General features: G+C 54.5%; 14 protein-coding genes. 4 read left to right on the plus strand and 10 right to left on the minus strand.

Going from position 1 to position 16,158, the window contains the following annotated elements; all coding sequences use genetic code 11:
• Positions 1 to 8: 8 nt before the first annotated feature.
• Positions 9 to 1,019 (minus strand): DNA polymerase III subunit delta, encoded by a 1,011-nt coding sequence (gene holA, locus AC13H5_RS09625; RefSeq protein ID WP_353048645.1) that lies wholly within the window; start codon positions 1,017 to 1,019, stop codon positions 9 to 11.
• Between the two features lie 90 nt (positions 1,020 to 1,109).
• Between holA and AC13H5_RS09630 the strand changes: the two genes are divergently transcribed.
• Positions 1,110 to 1,274: a YqzM family protein gene (locus AC13H5_RS09630; RefSeq protein ID WP_016508105.1), complete on the plus strand. Its 165-nt coding sequence runs from the start codon at positions 1,110 to 1,112 to the stop codon at positions 1,272 to 1,274.
• Between the two features lie 49 nt (positions 1,275 to 1,323).
• On the opposite strand, the gene AC13H5_RS09635 is transcribed toward AC13H5_RS09630, so the two are convergent.
• From AC13H5_RS09635 to AC13H5_RS09665, 7 genes are all read right to left on the minus strand, one after another.
• Positions 1,324 to 3,465, minus strand: coding sequence for a ComEC/Rec2 family competence protein (locus AC13H5_RS09635; protein WP_483545652.1), 2,142 nt, complete (start codon positions 3,463 to 3,465; stop codon positions 1,324 to 1,326).
• Between the two features lies 1 nt (position 3,466).
• Positions 3,467 to 4,036, minus strand: a complete 570-nt coding sequence (locus AC13H5_RS09640; protein WP_483545653.1) for a helix-hairpin-helix domain-containing protein — start codon at positions 4,034 to 4,036, stop codon at positions 3,467 to 3,469.
• Between the two features lie 155 nt (positions 4,037 to 4,191).
• On the minus strand, positions 4,192 to 5,835 hold the full coding sequence (locus tag AC13H5_RS09645) for a methyl-accepting chemotaxis protein (RefSeq protein WP_214712729.1): 1,644 nt from the start codon (positions 5,833 to 5,835) through the stop codon (positions 4,192 to 4,194).
• The gene (locus AC13H5_RS09650) at positions 5,832 to 6,803 is read right to left on the minus strand and encodes a BMP family lipoprotein (protein ID WP_034778167.1); all 972 of its coding nucleotides are present in this window, start codon (positions 6,801 to 6,803) and stop codon (positions 5,832 to 5,834) included. Before AC13H5_RS09650 ends, AC13H5_RS09645 begins: the two co-directional genes overlap by 4 nt.
• A 140-nt stretch (positions 6,804 to 6,943) precedes the next feature.
• Positions 6,944 to 8,458, minus strand: coding sequence for a flotillin family protein (locus AC13H5_RS09655; protein WP_483545654.1), 1,515 nt, complete (start codon positions 8,456 to 8,458; stop codon positions 6,944 to 6,946).
• Positions 8,459 to 8,461: 3 nt separating this feature from the next.
• Positions 8,462 to 8,983: an NfeD family protein gene (locus AC13H5_RS09660; protein WP_214753060.1), complete on the minus strand. Its 522-nt coding sequence runs from the start codon at positions 8,981 to 8,983 to the stop codon at positions 8,462 to 8,464.
• Positions 8,983 to 9,384, minus strand: coding sequence for a hypothetical protein (locus AC13H5_RS09665; RefSeq protein WP_034778175.1), 402 nt, complete (start codon positions 9,382 to 9,384; stop codon positions 8,983 to 8,985). Before AC13H5_RS09665 ends, AC13H5_RS09660 begins: the two co-directional genes overlap by 1 nt.
• Positions 9,385 to 9,507: 123 nt before the next feature.
• Here AC13H5_RS09665 and rnhC point away from each other — a divergent pair, with 123 nt between their 5' ends.
• The 3 genes from rnhC to AC13H5_RS09680 all read left to right on the plus strand — a co-directional run bounded on the left by rnhC (position 9,508) and on the right by AC13H5_RS09680 (position 12,654).
• Positions 9,508 to 10,419 carry a ribonuclease HIII gene (gene rnhC / locus AC13H5_RS09670; protein WP_483545655.1) on the plus strand — a complete coding sequence of 304 codons (912 nt, stop codon included), beginning with the start codon at positions 9,508 to 9,510 and terminating at the stop codon, positions 10,417 to 10,419.
• 72 nt (positions 10,420 to 10,491) lie between these two features.
• The gene (locus AC13H5_RS09675) at positions 10,492 to 11,304 is read left to right on the plus strand and encodes an alpha/beta fold hydrolase (RefSeq protein WP_138859206.1); all 813 of its coding nucleotides are present in this window, start codon (positions 10,492 to 10,494) and stop codon (positions 11,302 to 11,304) included.
• Positions 11,305 to 11,631: 327 nt separating this feature from the next.
• The gene (locus AC13H5_RS09680) at positions 11,632 to 12,654 is read left to right on the plus strand and encodes a PTS sugar transporter subunit IIC (RefSeq protein ID WP_034778182.1); all 1,023 of its coding nucleotides are present in this window, start codon (positions 11,632 to 11,634) and stop codon (positions 12,652 to 12,654) included.
• 42 nt (positions 12,655 to 12,696) lie between these two features.
• On the opposite strand, the gene pheT is transcribed toward AC13H5_RS09680, so the two are convergent.
• A complete protein-coding gene (gene pheT / locus AC13H5_RS09685; RefSeq protein ID WP_483545656.1) occupies positions 12,697 to 15,072 on the minus strand; it encodes a phenylalanine--tRNA ligase subunit beta in 2,376 nt (791 codons plus the stop codon).
• A 12-nt stretch (positions 15,073 to 15,084) separates the two neighbouring features.
• Complete coding sequence (pheS, locus tag AC13H5_RS09690; protein ID WP_483545657.1) at positions 15,085 to 16,107, minus strand: phenylalanine--tRNA ligase subunit alpha; 1,023 nt, start codon at positions 16,105 to 16,107, stop codon at positions 15,085 to 15,087.
• Positions 16,108 to 16,158 lie beyond the last annotated feature (51 nt).

Genomic DNA, 16,158 nt, shown 5'->3' on the forward strand with positions numbered 1-16,158 from the left:
TCTTCACCTCACAGTAACGTTAATTGGCAGACGAGTGTGTCGAAGACGATTTGCTTGTCGCCCCGTCCCGTCTTCATCGCCTCGTCCGCATCGGCAATCATCGTCAGCGCCCGGGCGAGCTGGGCCTCTGAGAAATTCCGGCTCGCTTGTGAGGCGAGTTTTACCGTATAAGGATGCGCCCCGATTTTCGAGGCGATTTGCTTCTCGCCATAACCTTTCTCGGTCAACTGTTTGGCCAGATACATATTCCGGTACTGCCGGGCGAGGAGCGACAACAGACCAATCAATTCCTGCCCCTGTTTCTCCAAGTCCCGTACAAGCCGAAGCGCAGCATCCGCACGTCGGGCCACTAAAAACTCGGATAACTGGAATACGTTATCCTCGAGCGTCCGCGGGACCAAGTCGTTGACGATCTCCATCGGGATGTCGGCGCCTTCACTCGCATAGAGTTGTAACTTCTCAAGCTCGCGCACGAGTTTTCCCCAATCGTCCTGACAGAGGAACAACAGACGCTCGACGGTCGCCCGCTCCATCTTTTGACCACGACGATTCAATTCGTCGCCGACGTAACGCATTAATTCGGATTGGCTCGGTTTTTTCGCTTCGAGGACGATGGCCCGTTCTTTCAGGCGTTTGACAACTTTTTTTCGTTCATCGAGTTTTTCCGCTTCAATGACAAAGACGAGCACAGAGTAAGGCGCCGGTTGTAACGCGTAATCCGTCAAGCGCTCGACGTTTTGTTTCTGCTTTTCTTTCGCCCCCGTCAAAAACTGGGCATGTTTGACGATGACGGTCCGATACTCACTGAAAAAAGGTACCGTCTCCGCTTCATCAAGCGCCGTATCGAGTGACGTCTCGTGCAAGTCGAGCTGCATGACATCAAATTGATCACCAGACGGGTTGGCGGCTTTGATGATCGCCCGTTCCCACGTCTCTAGTAAATATTTCTCTGTCCCAAATAGGACATACACGTTCGACAACTTTCCGTTATGCAGCCACGGTTCATTCAAAACACACACCACTTTCACAATTTATTCTTATCTAAACATAGATTATCCTTCACTGATTCGCTATACTTAGGACGGAACCATTTCAAGGAGGGACTCACTATGCATATTAACTCTGTTCGCCCACAAAGCGAAAACCCGTTCGAGAACGACGTACAGTGCAAACGTAACGATGCCATCGATTCAGCAATCGGCTTCATCGTCCCGTTCGGCTTTTTCTTCACCATCTTCGCGATCGGTGTCCTCATCAAGTTCTTGAGCTTATAAGTCAGTCAGAAAGCGATTGCCCCGGGGGAGCAATCGCTTTTTTAGTTTATCATAGATTGCTTGGAGTGACCCCCCTCGTCACAATCCCACGACACCGATTTCGTTCACAGACGACCATCCCGTCCTCGTCGGTCCGCAATACCCGCCTTCCTCCGAGACGTTGTAACGTGTCGAGATGCGGATGTCCGTACCGATTGTTCCGGCCGACACTGATGATGACCCATTCCGGATCAATCCGGTGCAACAGCTCCTCGCTCGATGATGTGTTCGACCCATGATGTCCGAGTTTGAACACATCGACATCAACAGTTGGAATCATCCCTTCCTTCGTATCCGGCAAATCCCCAGTCAATAAATACGTGAGCATCCCGACCTGCATGAACAGCGACACCGAGTTCGCATTCTCGTCCTCGCCTGCCTCACCCGGTGCGACGACCCACATCCACGGGTACGGCCGGTCCCCGCTCTTCAGAAGACGGACCGGGACCTGATAGGCCGCCAGCTCGGCCAGCAACTCGTCTCGTTTGCCTTGATCCGCTACTTCCGCCGAGAGCCACACCTCATCGACTTCGATGGACGAGAGTAACCCGGACAGTCCGCCGACGTGATCATGATCGGCATGGGTGAGCAACAAAAAATCGAGACGTGTCTCCCCCCGTTTCCATATGTACGGGGCGACGACGTCCGCTCCCGGGTCATACGTGGACCGCTTCGATTCCTTCGGGTCTTGAAACACCCCGCCGACATCGATGACGCCCGTGACCTCGCCATACTCGACGACGACGGCATCGCCTTGCCCGACATCCAAAAATGTGACGCGTGGCTCCTCGCCCCATTCAAGGCCGCCATGCATGAGCATTAAGCCGAGCACGGCCAGCCCCCAACCGCTCCACCGTTTCCATTCGAGGAGCATCAATCCGCCCCAGAGGACGATCGCCAAGGCAAGAGCGTGCCAAAACGTAAACTCATGCAGCGGGAGCCACGGCTGCCAGTCGTGATGCAAGGCGAACGTCCCGTTCAGGCCATCGAGAATCGGATGCAAGAACTGTTCGGCGGTCGGCACGATGTACGCGACCAAGGCAAGCGGAATGACGACCCAGGAGATTAAAAACGCACCGACGACGTTATACACGGGTGCCAGCACCGAGATAATCGGTTGGACGGGCCATAACAAGATGAGCCCGAACCATTGGGCATATACGGCCAGTCCGAACGGCCCGGTCCAAATCGAACGGGTCACGAGCAGGAACAACGTCATCGCGACCGTCAATTGAAACCCTAAATTCCACAACAAGTACGGCTGCAAGGCGAGCAAGAACGCCGCGCACCAACTGAGCAGCCGAATCGGGTCACGGACACGATAGCCGAACAAGGACAACCCGAGCAACAGATCGGCGACGAGCACGGCCCGTGCCACCGGTGGCGAAAACCCGGTCAGCCAGCCGAACAGTGTGACCGCGGCGATGATGAGTTGCGTCTTCGTCTCCTGATGAAACGGCAAACCGCGCATCAGCCAACGGAACGCCAAAACGAGGAGCGCGATGTGTGACCCGGAGATGACGAGTAGATGCAGCAGACCGGTCACCCGGTAAGAGAACGAGGTGTCCTCGTCGAGCAACCGGCTCTCCCCAAACAATAACGCCTCCATATATAGTGCCACATCTGGTCGATACGTTGCCTCGATTCTCGCGAGCTGTCGTTCTTTCCAGCGGAGCATCCGCCCCGCTATCCCGTCACTCGGACGACACGCCTCGATGGCGACGTCACTCCCTTTGAACGTCAGACCGGCTCCGAGCGCCCACGCCGCCTCATTAAATCCGCCCGTATTACGCAGCGGTGCGAACGGGGTTTGCGTGAACGTGACGAGGCACGTCTCTCCGGGACGACCGAGCGCGAGGTCACGACCGGTCAACACACCTTCCGTGCCGTCGATTTGTCCATACAGCCGCGCTGATAGTCCGTTGTCCCGCCGGCTCTCGATGGCGAACAGATAGGGCCCGTCCTCCGGCAACGGTTCGGCGTCAGGACGTACGAACACGAACAGGACGAGCAGGACGGCGCCGATATGCGTATAGACGGATTGACCGCGACAGGTGAACGCGATGGCGACAGACAACAGGAGGCAGAGGGCGACCGACCCGTACATCCCGGCAATGAATAGGCTGATCGGCAATAGTGGATACAGCGGCATGTCACGGGACCAATAAATAGCCTTCCATGCTTTCTAACGTCTTCTCCCCGAATCCTTTGACGTTGCCAATCTCTTCATATGACTTGAACGGCCCATGTTGTTTCAAATGATTGAGAATCGCCTCGGCTTTGGCCGGGCCGATGCCCGGTACGGTCATCAGTTCGTCCTTCGTCGCACTGTTGACATGGACCCCGTTCGTCCCCCCGCTCGCTTCTTCAGCGGCCGGCACAACGACCGTCTCCCCTTTTTTCGGGACGCTCACTTTCGTCCCATCGACGAGCAATTGGGCCAAGTTCAATTGTTCGGGGTCGGCCTCATCCGTCAAGACAGCGAGTGACAACACGTCACCGACACGCGCCCCTTGTGGCATCGTATACATGTCCGGTGCCTCGACCGCCCCGGTCACATAGACGACGATTTCGGTCGGGACGCTCGGCTCGACTTCCGGTTCGGGTGTCGCGACGAACTGTTCGACCATCGGTGTCTCCGGTTCTTTCGAATAAAACATATAGCCCACCCCGATAAACAGTCCGATCAGCAGCACGGCGACATACCGTTTCCACTTCTCCATACGTCCCCTCCTCGAGCGAGTCTTTTCTATAGTATGAAGAAACGTTGTCATCTGTGCCGAGGCCGAACTCGTCGTTTTCCACGCGCCTATCGGACGAAGGCATCCGGTTCCCGTACATAGCGAGACGACAAAAAAGAGACAAGCCGAAACTTGTCTCAGTGCTCTTCAAAATGTTGAACTTGGCTCGCGAGTGCCGCGGCTTGCCCTTCTAACTCTTGCATCAAGGCGAAAATCTGATCGAAGCTCGCTTGCTGTTCTTTCATCGAGGCTGCGACTTCTTCGTTCCCCGCCGCAAGTTCCTCGGTGACACCGCTCACTTCCTCGACCCGTTTCAAGACGTTCGTCACTTCCGAACTCGACGCGACCATCTCGCGTTCAATCGTACTGACAAACGAGGCGACGTGGTCCGTGCGGTCATGGATTCGATTGAACGCCTGCTTCGTCATTCCGAACGCCTCGAGCTGTGCCGTCTGTTCCCGACTCGACTCTTCAACCATGTCCGTCAAGCGGACGACCTCGTCCCGGATTGTCTGGACGACACCAAAGATGGAACGTGTCGCCACGTTGCTCTCCTCGGCCAATTTCTTCACTTCGCTGGCGACGACTGCAAAACCTCGTCCTGCCTCCCCTGCCCGTGCAGCCTCGATGGCCGCATTCAAGGCGAGTAAGTTCGTCTGGGCGGCGACATCTTCCACGAGCTTCGCCATTTTTTCGATTTCTTCTGTTTTCCGGGCGAAATCATCCATCCGGTTGACGAGCGATGCGTTACGTTCGCTCGAACGTGCTAAAATTGCTTCCTGGTCCGTCAACGTCTCGATGCCGGCCGCGACTTCGCGTGTCATCTCAGACGTCTGTTCGGTCGTCTGCTTCGTCTGGTTCAAACTTGTCTCGAACGAGGTCGCCATGATGCCGACCGATTCAAGTGTCTCTTGCAGTTCGGTCGCAATCGACTGGGCCCCGTTCGCCATCTCATCGACCGCATTCGTGATGTTCGATGTCGTACTGACCACGGCCTCGTTCTCAGCAGCCGCCGTCTCTGTCATATCGTTCACTTTCATCGACGTGACACGGATGGAACCGATGACCGTCTGGAGCGACATCGTCATTTCCCGCATCGCTCGTTCTAAGCGTCCGATTTCATCACGTCGCGTCGAATCCGGCAGCGTGATCAATCGTCCGGCCGCGATCGCTTCCGCCGCCTCGACGTTCCGTTCGAGCGGATGGGTGATCGAGCGGGCGAAGAAGAAGTTGTATACACTGAGTGCGACGATGACAAAGACCGTCAACAATACGGACACGAGCAGGAGACGTTTCGTCTCACTCGCCGCCTCGGCTTGTAATGCCTCGTAGAATGTTCCATTTTTCAAGAGGAGCGTATTCACATCGTTCAATACCCCTTCAAGCTTCGCCGCTTGAATCCGGGCGGCGATCCCGCCGGCCTCGGCCGCCTCGACCTCCGCTCCGATCCGCTCGTACTTCATCGTCGCACGTTCGAGGTGGTTCGCAAATTCAGGAATAAGATACGTCTGTTTCAATGTCGTAAACGTCTCCGTGTTTGTCGTCCGAATCCGCTCGAGCTGTGTGAGCGTCGATTGACTCATCTGTTCACCGAGCGAGGTCCAAAGGGACTGCTCCTGCAAGAGCGACGTCTCGAGTTGGGACAACTCAATCATCTGGGTGCCGTACTGCTCGTTATAAGTCTGCAGACGATTCAACGTCGACAAGACATAACTCATCATCAAGACAATCAATAAGACCGTGAACACGGTCGAAAAGATGAACCGTTTCCGTAAGCTCATTTCAGCGTCCCCTCCATCAACTGTTTCTGAAACGCCTCGAACCGTTTTGTCTCGTCGTCATCCCACTGGACACGACGAAGAGCGGCCAAACCGACACCGCCTTGATCGATCCCGAGTTCGACGTGAGCGTTGAACGCCTTCGCTTCGACCCGATCCGCGATTTCGACGATGGCCAAATCGACTTGTTTCAACATCGACGTGATGACCGCGTCCGGTGCGATCATCGATTGGTCGCTATCGACGCCAATCGCTTTCACGCCGTTCCGTTCCGCTGCTTCTAAGACACCGACCCCTGTCAGTCCTGCAGCGGCGTACAGCACGTCCGCTCCGGCTTCAATCTGTTTCTCTGCCAACTTACGTCCGATTTCAGGCGAAGCAAAATCGTTGGCGTAATCGACGAGCATCGTTACGTCTTCATTCACGCCTTTTGCACCGAGCTCGAAGCCGGTCCCGAATTTTTGAATCAACTCGTTGTCGACACCCCCGATGAAACCGATTTTATTCGATTCCGTCTCGAGCCCCGCGACTGCCCCGGCGAGTGCACTGCCTTCCGTCTCTTGGAACGTCACCGAGATGACGTTCGGTAACGTCGATACGGCATCAATCAACGCGAACTGTTGCTCTGGATGTTCGGCCGCCACCGCTTCAAGATCCGTCTGACATGCGAAACCAAGACCGATGATGACATCATGTCCGTCCGCGACGAGCTGTTCGAACCCCGCTTTATACGTCTCCGTCTCGGCAAGCTCGCGATAGTCGACGAACCATTTCCCTGTCTCACGGAGTTGCCCCATGCCGCGCATCGCCGCGTCGCTGAACGATTGGTCCCCGAGACCAACATCGGACAACACGACGCCCATCGATTGACGTGTTTCCACGGTTTGTTCCGGTTGATCGATGACAGACTGACAACCGGGCAACCAAGTCACACATGCGGCCAACAAGCCGATGATGAGTGATTTCTTCATAATAGCTACTTCCTCTCTCTAATGGTCTGACATCTCCCTTATCGTCAGAAACCAATCGAGTTTGAAGTCTTTCCTTTCAAATTTAGGGCAATCCGTGCGAAACAAAAGAGCCACAGACGATTGTGTCTGCGGCTCTCGGCTCACTCTTCCGTCGCGGCGAACGTCGATTCGCTCAATTCGCGATTCGTGCTCGGTTGGACGTTACCTTTCCCGGCAAAATTGTCGAGTAAATCTTTCATGTCGATTCCTGACGACGCTTTGAGCGTCTGTTGGAGCGATGCCATCAAGTCTGTGGCGTAGCCTGTGACTTTGCCGGCACCCCCATCTTTGCCGCTGCCCGTATCGACGACCGTGATCTTGTCGATATTGCCAAGCGGTGCTGCAATCTGTTTCGCATAGTCTGGAAGCATCTTGACGACCATGTCGAGAATGGCAGCCTGTCCATACTGTTCGAACGCTTCGGCGATTTTTTGTTTCGCTTCGGCTTCGGCGAGACCCGTCAAGCGGATAATCTCGGCTTCGGCTTCCCCTTTTGCCCGTTCCGAGTCCGCTTCGGCCACACCGGCGAGACGGACGCGTTCGGCGTCAGCTTTCGCTTCAGCTTCGATACGATATTTCTCGGCATCGGCCGAGGCGATTTGACGCGCCTTGTCGGCTTCTGCTGACTGTTCGATCGCATAGCGGTCGGCGTCGGCCTTTTTCTTCACTTCTGAATCGTATTGTTTCTCACGACGCATGATTTCTTTCTCTTCGAGCTCGATTTGCTTTTGACGCTCGATGATTTGGACTTGCATCTGTTGCTCGGTGACTTCTTGTTTGGCGCGGGCTTCTTCAAGTTCATACGCTTGGTCGGCCCGGGCCTTGGCGACGTCTTGCTCACGACGATAGGCGGCGATGCGGAGCTGGTTCTCTTTCTCGGCTTCTGCGATTTCCGAAGCCCGTTCGAGTTCAGCTTTCTTCGCGTCTTTCATCGCTTCTGCTTGTTTGATGCGTGTCTCTTTGTCCGCTTCGGCCGTTGCGATATCAGCATCGCGTTTCACTTGCGCGATTCGTGGTTTCCCGAGTGATTCGAGATAACCGTTCTTGTCACGAACATCTTTGATCGTGAACGACACGATGACGAGCCCCATTTTCGCCAAGTCTTGTGAGGCGACGCGTTGGACTTCTTGTGAGAACTTATCACGGTTCTTATAAATCTCTTCAACTGTCATTGAACCGAGGATGGAACGGAGGTGACCTTCGAGCACTTCTTTCGCCTCGTTCTCGCGTTCGATTTTCGGTTTGCCGAGGAACTGCTCGGCCGCCGTGGCGATCTCGCTGATTGAGCCACCGATTTTGATGATGGCCGTACCGTCCGCCATGACCGGTACGCCCTGCTCGGTGTACACTTCCGGCGTCGTCACTTCAAGTTTGCTCGAAAGAAGGCTGAGCGGTTCCGCTTGCTGGAACACCGGCAAGACGAACGTTCCGCCCCCGCGGATAATCTTTACACGGTTGCCCGACGCGTCGCTATGGACATTCTTTTTCCCTAAGTAGCTGCCGGTGACGATGAGCGCCTCATCTGGTCCGACCGTGCGATACTTCAACACGAAGACGAAAATCAAGGCGAGCAAAATCACCCCGACGATAATACTGGCTAATATGGCTGTGCTCATAAGTTAAAACTCCTTTCGGATTGTCGGCTCGTCATATTCCATGACGACCGCAATGTTTCGTTCGACTTCGATGATGATGACCCGTCGATCACTCGGAATCGCTTTGCCGTCCACACTTTGAGCCGTCTTTAAAATCGAACCGATGACCGATTCGACGAGTACTTCCCCGTAACCGCCTTCCGGAACGGGGACGGTTAACCGTCCGACAAGTCCGATGAGCGATTCATCGGTCATCCCGATCGATTCTTCCGCGTTCGATAACGGCAAGAGGACGAATAAGTACAGGAGCGTCGTGAGCGCGAACGATCCGACGAGTGCGACGGCGAGCCCGATCATCGGGGACACATGGGCGAGCGCGTTCAAAATGAGGCCGATGCCCGCACCGAGTGCTAAAAATGACAGGATGACCGCTGGATTGAACCAACCATCGAATAAATCAAACGCATCTGAAAATAACATGTACAAAAATGTACCGAGACCGGCGATGATGAGTACCCACCAATACAGCTGATCTAACGATTCCATTACCACTCCTCCTCGGCGCGACGCTGTCGTTCATATGAAAGAACACGACGCAAATGTTCGACTTCGAGTGCGAGTGCTTGCTCGATCGTGTCCCATTCGGACAAAGGCCGAGTCGGTTGATCGACCACCTGCCGCACACGTCCTAACGTCTGTTCGAGACGCAAGCGATCGTAGCGATCGACCGCTTCCGCTCGCTCTTGTCGCAATAGCGATAAAAAATGATCGACTTCCGCTTGCAGCGCAATGATTTGTTCGGTCGCCGCGGCCGACGATTCTTGCATCAGCAGGCGACGCACCCTGACTTGATGGGCGATCAGCTTCGCAATCCTAGCCTCTAGCTCGAGAATATGTTTATAGAGAGATCCCGCCTCATCTTCATCCGTGTCATCGCGCCACCACATCTCCGACTCACCTCACTTCTTTCTTTACTCACTTGTCTATACGTTTAGAGCGAAACTTTGGTTTCAAAATATCTAAAAAAAATGTAAGATTGATTTGCTAGAGTTAGAAAGGAAGTGCTCACGTTGGGCAATCAAGTCATCAAATTGTCGACCGCGGCCCAAGAAGAACTTATCGCGAGTTATCGGGCCCACGCGGTCAATCCACCGCCCCATGCACGATTCAGTGCCAAAACACCTCAGTGTGTGATTACGGTCTACAATTCGGGTAAAGTCATGTTCCAAGGACGCGATGCCGACAGCGAGGCCGCAAAATGGGGAACGAGTATAAAGAAAGAACCAAGTGTGCCTAAAATCGTTCTACCGGAAGGCTTTTCGGACTGGTCTGTCATCGGGAGCGATGAAGTCGGAAAAGGAGATTATTTCGGACCGCTCGTCGTCGTCGCCGCCTATGTGCCGAAAGAGAAAATCGCCCTTGTCAAAGAGCTCGGGGTCAAAGACTCAAAACTGTTGTCCGATACAGAGATCGTCCGCATCGCCAAAGATTTACATGTTACCATCACCTATCAGAAAGCGATGCTGCACAATCCGGCGTATAATAAGATGCAGCGAACGATGACACAAGGTAAAATGACGGCCATCGCTCATAATGCCGCCTTGTCGGCCTTATTACAGAAGCTCGATGCGACACCGGACGCGATTTTAATCGATCAGTTCGCTGAAAAGAACGTCTATTACAACCATTTGCGATCTGAAAAGGCGGTCGTCAAAGACGACGTCTATTTCTCGACGAAAGCGGAAGGACTGCACGTCGCCGTGGCCGCTGCCTCGATTCTCGCCCGGGCCTTGTTCTTAAAAGAAATGGACAAGTTAAGCGCGACACTCGGGGTCACGTTACCGAAAGGGGCCGGTGCCAAAGTCGATCAAGTCGCTGCCGCGTTGATCATCCGTTACGGTCAAGAACGTTTAAACGAAGTGGCGAAAGTCCACTTCGCCAACACGAAGAAAGCGATCCGTTTGAGTGAGCTGAAACGATAGTCCTCACTTCGAAGATATGGTATATTAATTTTAGGGTTTAATGAACTTAAAAATTTTTGGAGGATAGCGTTCATGTTGCATTATAAAACGTACACTTTAAGCGACGACCATCCTTGGGTCATCTTCATCCATGGCGCCGGTGGAAGTCTGTCGCATTGGTATCGTCAAATTCGGCCGTTCAAAAAAAAATATAACGTGCTCTTGCTCGATCTCCGTGGACACGGCGGCTCGTACAACGAAGAACAGTCGTTGAACCAACCGCTGAACGCATATACGCTCGACGTCGTCGTCGAAGACGTCGTCGAAGTCATGGATCATTTGAAGATTGAAAAAGGACATATGGTCGGCCTGTCGCTCGGGACAATCGTCATCCAGGCGATGTTCGAGCACCATCCGGAACGAATCGCTTCCGTCGTGCTCGGTGGGGCCATCGTCAAGTTCAACGTCCGCTCGACGTTGTTGATTCGACTTGGCAGTCTCGTGCAGAGCTTCGTGCCGTACATGTGGCTGTATCAGTTGTTCGCGTGGATCTTGCTACCAAAAAAACGTCATAAAAAATCACGGATGATGTTCGTCCGCGACGCGGCCAACCTATGCCAGCGCGAGTTCATCCGCTGGTTCAAGATGACCGAGAATATGAATCCGTTGCTTCGTCACTTCTCATCAATCGAGACGAACGTACCGATTCTCTATATTATGGGTGATGAGGACTACATGTTCCTCGAAGCTGTCGAACGGACCGCGAAACATCAACCGACGGCTCGCGTCCAGGTCGTCTCGGACTCGGGTCACGTCGTCAACGTCGACCAACCCGATCACTTCAATTCGATCTCGATGGCGTTCATCGATCAACAAGTCGGCTCACTCGCCGCCAGCACATCTTAAAGAAAGACGGTCCTGCACGGGGCCGTCTTTCTTTTTGAGCGGTTTTCAATTTTTTTCAAATAAATTTTCAGAAAATATTGATTATTGAAAAATATCGTGTTACTCTTAGACAAATCTTAACAAACGGAGGAGCTGGCACTAATGAAAACCCATGCACAACACGGCCTACTGATTATTATTCGACTGAGGGACTGAAAATCGACTCGATGACCGAGACGAATTTTTGGGCCCTTGTTTCGATGGTTTCGGACGAGGCGCTCATGGTTTGACCGACGCGCCTATCCAATCTGGATAGGTTTTTTTATTGGAACGATACACATAGAGGAGATGATGGAAGTGAAACAGTACGCAATGGATCGGATGATCAAAATATCAGCAGGAATGGCAAGCGCCGTCCTCGTCACGCTCGGGGTCGGACTCTTGATTGAAACGATTGGGAAGATGGCCGGAATCGAGACACTCGTCTTGATCGGGCAAGTCGCGAAATCGTTGCTCGCCCCGGCACTCGGTGCCGGTGTCGCCTACCAGCTCGGCGGCAATACCCTCGTTTTGTTCAGTGCGATGATTGCGGCAACCGTCGGTGGTGCGGCGCTCCAACCGACCGAGAGCGGGCTCGTGCTCGTACCTGGTCAACCGATCAGTGCTTTAATCGCTGCCGCGGCTGCAGTTTGGCTTGGTAAACGTGTTCTTGGCAAGACGAAGTTCGACATGATGGTCGTCCCGGTCACAGCCGTCCTCGGCGGCGGGATCGTCGGGGTCGGGGCAGCCGCCGTCACGACACCGCTCATCAACTCGATCAGTGCGAGCATCACCGCATCGGTCAATACGTCTCCAATCGCGACATCGCTCGTCATCGCGCTCGTGTTTAGCGTCATGCTCATGTCGCCTGCTTCATCGGCCGCACTCGCCATCGCGCTCCAGCTCGACCCGGTCGCCAGCGCCGCTGCGTTGATCGGATGTACGGCCCAGTTCGTCGGCTTCACCCTCATGGCGTATCGTCAAACGGATCCGGGCGGTTTGGTCGCCTCGTTCTTCGTCACACCGAAAGTGCAGTTCCCGAACGTCGTCAAAAATCCTCGCGTCGTCATGCCACCATTTATCGCAGCGATGATCAGCGCTCCGATCGCGACGCTCGTCTTCTCGCTCGAGGTCCCATACGAGATCGCAGGGCTCGGCCTCAACTCGTTGATCGCCCCGCTCAACATCCTTGCCGCGCAAGGAATGGACGCGTTCCTCATCTTCGTCGGAACGGGTGTCGTCCTCCCGGCCGTCATCACGCTCCTGTTGTATAAAGTGACATGCCTCGTCGGTTGGACGAAGTTCGGCGACTTGGCTCTCGAGGTCCAGTAAACTCAAAAAAGGTGTCCACACGTGGTGGACACCTTTTTTAGGTTAGGCGCGAACTTCTGCGCCGTGGGCCGCTTGAACGGCTGCAAGGATTGCTTCATACGACGCCGTCACTTCTTCATCTTGAAGCGTCCGCGTCGGGTCTTGATATTTGAGCGAGAAGGCGATTGATTTTTCATCGTCTCCTACGTTCTCTCCGACATAGACATCGAACAAGGCGAGGTCGATCAAGAGCGGTCCGGCAGCCTGTTTAATCGTTGCTTCGACTTGACCCGCCGGGATATCCCGCTTCAAGACGAGTGCCAAGTCGCGTGAAATCGATGGGAAACGTGGCACGTCTTCGTAGACGAGTTGTGCCGTCTGATGCAACACATCCAAGTCGAGCTCGAATACGTACACTTCTTTCAAACCGTACGCTTCTTTTGACACGCCCGGATGGACTTGTCCGACATAGCCGATGACACGTCCGTCCACGAGGACGTTCGCAGTCCGGCCCGGATGCATATCCGCAATCGTCGCCGCCTCATACGTCGCGTCGATGCGAAGTGCATGCAACAGCGTATCGATGATGCCTTTGGCGACAAAATAGTCGACCGGGACGCGTGTGCCTTGCGAGCGATGGTCGTACCAAAGCCCCGTCAATACACCGGCGACACGTTCCGTTTCGCGTGGTAACGTCTCGCCTTGTTCCACGTAGACGCGCCCTGTTTCATACAAGCGCACGTTCGCTTGTTGGCGTGACGTGTTGTATCGCGCCGCTTCGAGGAGACCTGGGACGAGTGAGGTCCGGAGCACTGAGCGCTCTTCGCTCATCGGCATCGCCAAGTTAACTTTGTCCGAGCCTTCCCCACTGAAGCGTGCGGCGTGTCCGACGCTCGTGAGCGAGTACGTGATCGCTTGCGACAATCCTGTCCCTTGAAGGACATGACGAACTCGGCGACGTAACACGTTCTCTTGTGGGAGGTACCCTTTTGAACGCGACGCCGGGAGTGTCGACGGCAGACTGTCATACCCATAGAGGCGAGCCACTTCTTCCGTGATGTCGGCCGGTAGTTCCAAGTCAGGCCGGCGTGACGGTACGTGGACCGTCAACGTCTCGTCTCCGGTCACGTCGAGACCGAGTCGCTCCAAGATGCGGACGATCGTCGCTTGTTCGAGATCCATCCCGAGGCGATGGTTGATATAGGCGACCGAGACATCGATCGTCCGGGCCGCTGAAGCTTTGTCCCCAGCGACGACGATGTCGCTGATCGTGCCACCGCTCACTTCGACGATGAGCTCGGCGGCACGGTCGAGGGCCAGTTGCAACCGTTCCGGGTCGACTCCTTTTTCAAAGCGGGCACTCGAATCCGAACGTAATCCGAGCGTACGGCTCGTCTTCCGGACCGATGCCGGTGCGAAGTAGGCCGACTCGAGGATGATACTCGACGTCGTCGCATCGACTTCTGTGTTCGCACCGCCCATGACGCCGGCAATGGCGACAGGATGTTCACCGTCCGTGATGACCATCATCGAGGCATCGAGCGTGCGCGTCACGTCATCGAGCGTGACGATTTCTTCGCCGTCATGCGCTTGACGGACAGCAATCGTCGTCCCGAGTTTTGCCGTATCGAACGCATGTAGCGGCTGGCCGAGCTCGAGCATGACATAGTTCGTCACATCGACGACGTTGTTGATCGGCCGGACACCTTCGGCAATCAAGACGTTCTTCAGCCATTGTGGCGAATCTCCGATTGTGACACCATCGACGCGACGTGTCGCGTAGTACGGACAGTTGTCTGTCTCAAGACGGACACTGACCGCGTTTGGTGCTTCAGTCGTCACATCTGCCGACGGAAGCGTGTAAGGACGCTCGAGAATGGCCGCAACTTCATGGATGATTCCGTATAGGCTCAAGCAATCCGAGCGGTTCGGTGTCAACCCGAGCTCGATCACTTCGTCGTCAAGGTCGAGTAAGCTGATGACGTCCGCACCGACCTCGACCGATTCACGGAACGTATGGATGCCGTCCTGTTCATCTTCACGAATCTGCTTCTTCTCAAAACCGAGTTCCTCGAGTGAGCAGATCATGCCTTGTGACTCGACACCACGCAGTTTCGCTTTCTTAATTTTGAGTCCTGGGAGACGCGCTCCGACCGTCGCCACGATGACGTGCTGTCCGGTCGCGACGTTCGGTGCGCCGCAGACGATTTGCACCGGGCTGTCCGCACCGATATCGACCGTCGTTACGTTCAACTTGTCCGCTTCGGGATGTTTCTCGCACGAGAGGACGTGACCGACGACGAGTCCTGACAATCCTTCAGCGCGGCTGATGACGCTCTCGACTTCGATTCCGTTCTTCGTGATCAAGTCTCCGAGTTCTTGCCCGCTCAAGTCTGATACATCAATATATTGATTCAACCATTTTTTCGATAATAACATATGTGTTCCCCCTTAGAATTGCTCGATGAAACGTAGATCGTTTGTATAGAAGTGACGGATATCGTCTACTCCATGTTTTAACATCGCCATCCGTTCGACGCCGATCCCGAATGCGAATCCAGACATCTTCGTGGCGTCATAGCCAGCCATCTCGAGAACGCGTGGATGGACCATGCCGCCTCCGAGAATCTCGATCCAGCCTGTTCCCTTACAGACGTTGCAGCCTTTGCCTCCGCATTTGAAGCAAGAGATATCAACTTCGACTGATGGTTCCGTGAACGGGAAGAAGCTCGGGCGAAGACGAATTTCACGCGTCTCACCGAACAATTGCTTGACGAACACTTCGAGTGTGCCTTTCAAATCAGCCATCGAGATGTGCTCATCGACGACAAGCCCCTCGATTTGCATGAACTGGTGTGAGTGTGTCGCGTCGTCTTCGTCGCGGCGGTACACTTTCCCCGGGCAGATGATTCGAATCGGTTTCCCGTCGGCTTGGAGCATCGTCCGGGCCTGAACTGGTGACGTGTGTGTCCGGAGAAGCGTCTCATCCGTGATATAGAACGAGTCTTGCATATCACGTGCCGGATGGTCTTTCGGCAAGTTGAGCATCTCAAAGTTGTACAGGTCTGTCTCGACTTCCGGGCCTTCGGCGATTGTATAGCCGAGCCCGACGAACAAGTCTTCCATCTCATCGACGATTTGTTGAAGCAAGTGGGTATGGCCCGGCAGCGCCGTCCGACCTGGTAGTGTGACGTCGATTGTCTCAGCCGCGAGTTTCGCTTCAAGTTCGACCGCCTTCACTTCCTCGATCCGTGCCTCTAACGTGTCTTGGATCGTCGTCCGGACCGTGTTGACCAACTCTCCGACGACCGGACGTTCTTCAGGAGACAGTTTCCCCATCCCACGAAGTACCTCGGTCATCGGACCTTTCTTCCCTAAATATTTGATGCGGACATCGTTCAATTCTTTTTGCGACGAAGCCGCCTGAATCTCCTGCAATGCCTCTTGCTGTAATTGTTCTAACTGTTCTTTCATCCTTATTTCCTCCTCTACAAAAAAAGTCCCTCCAGTCGATGACTGAAGGGA

It is taken from the genome of Exiguobacterium sp. FD-YE-25-4 (assembly GCF_057004685.1).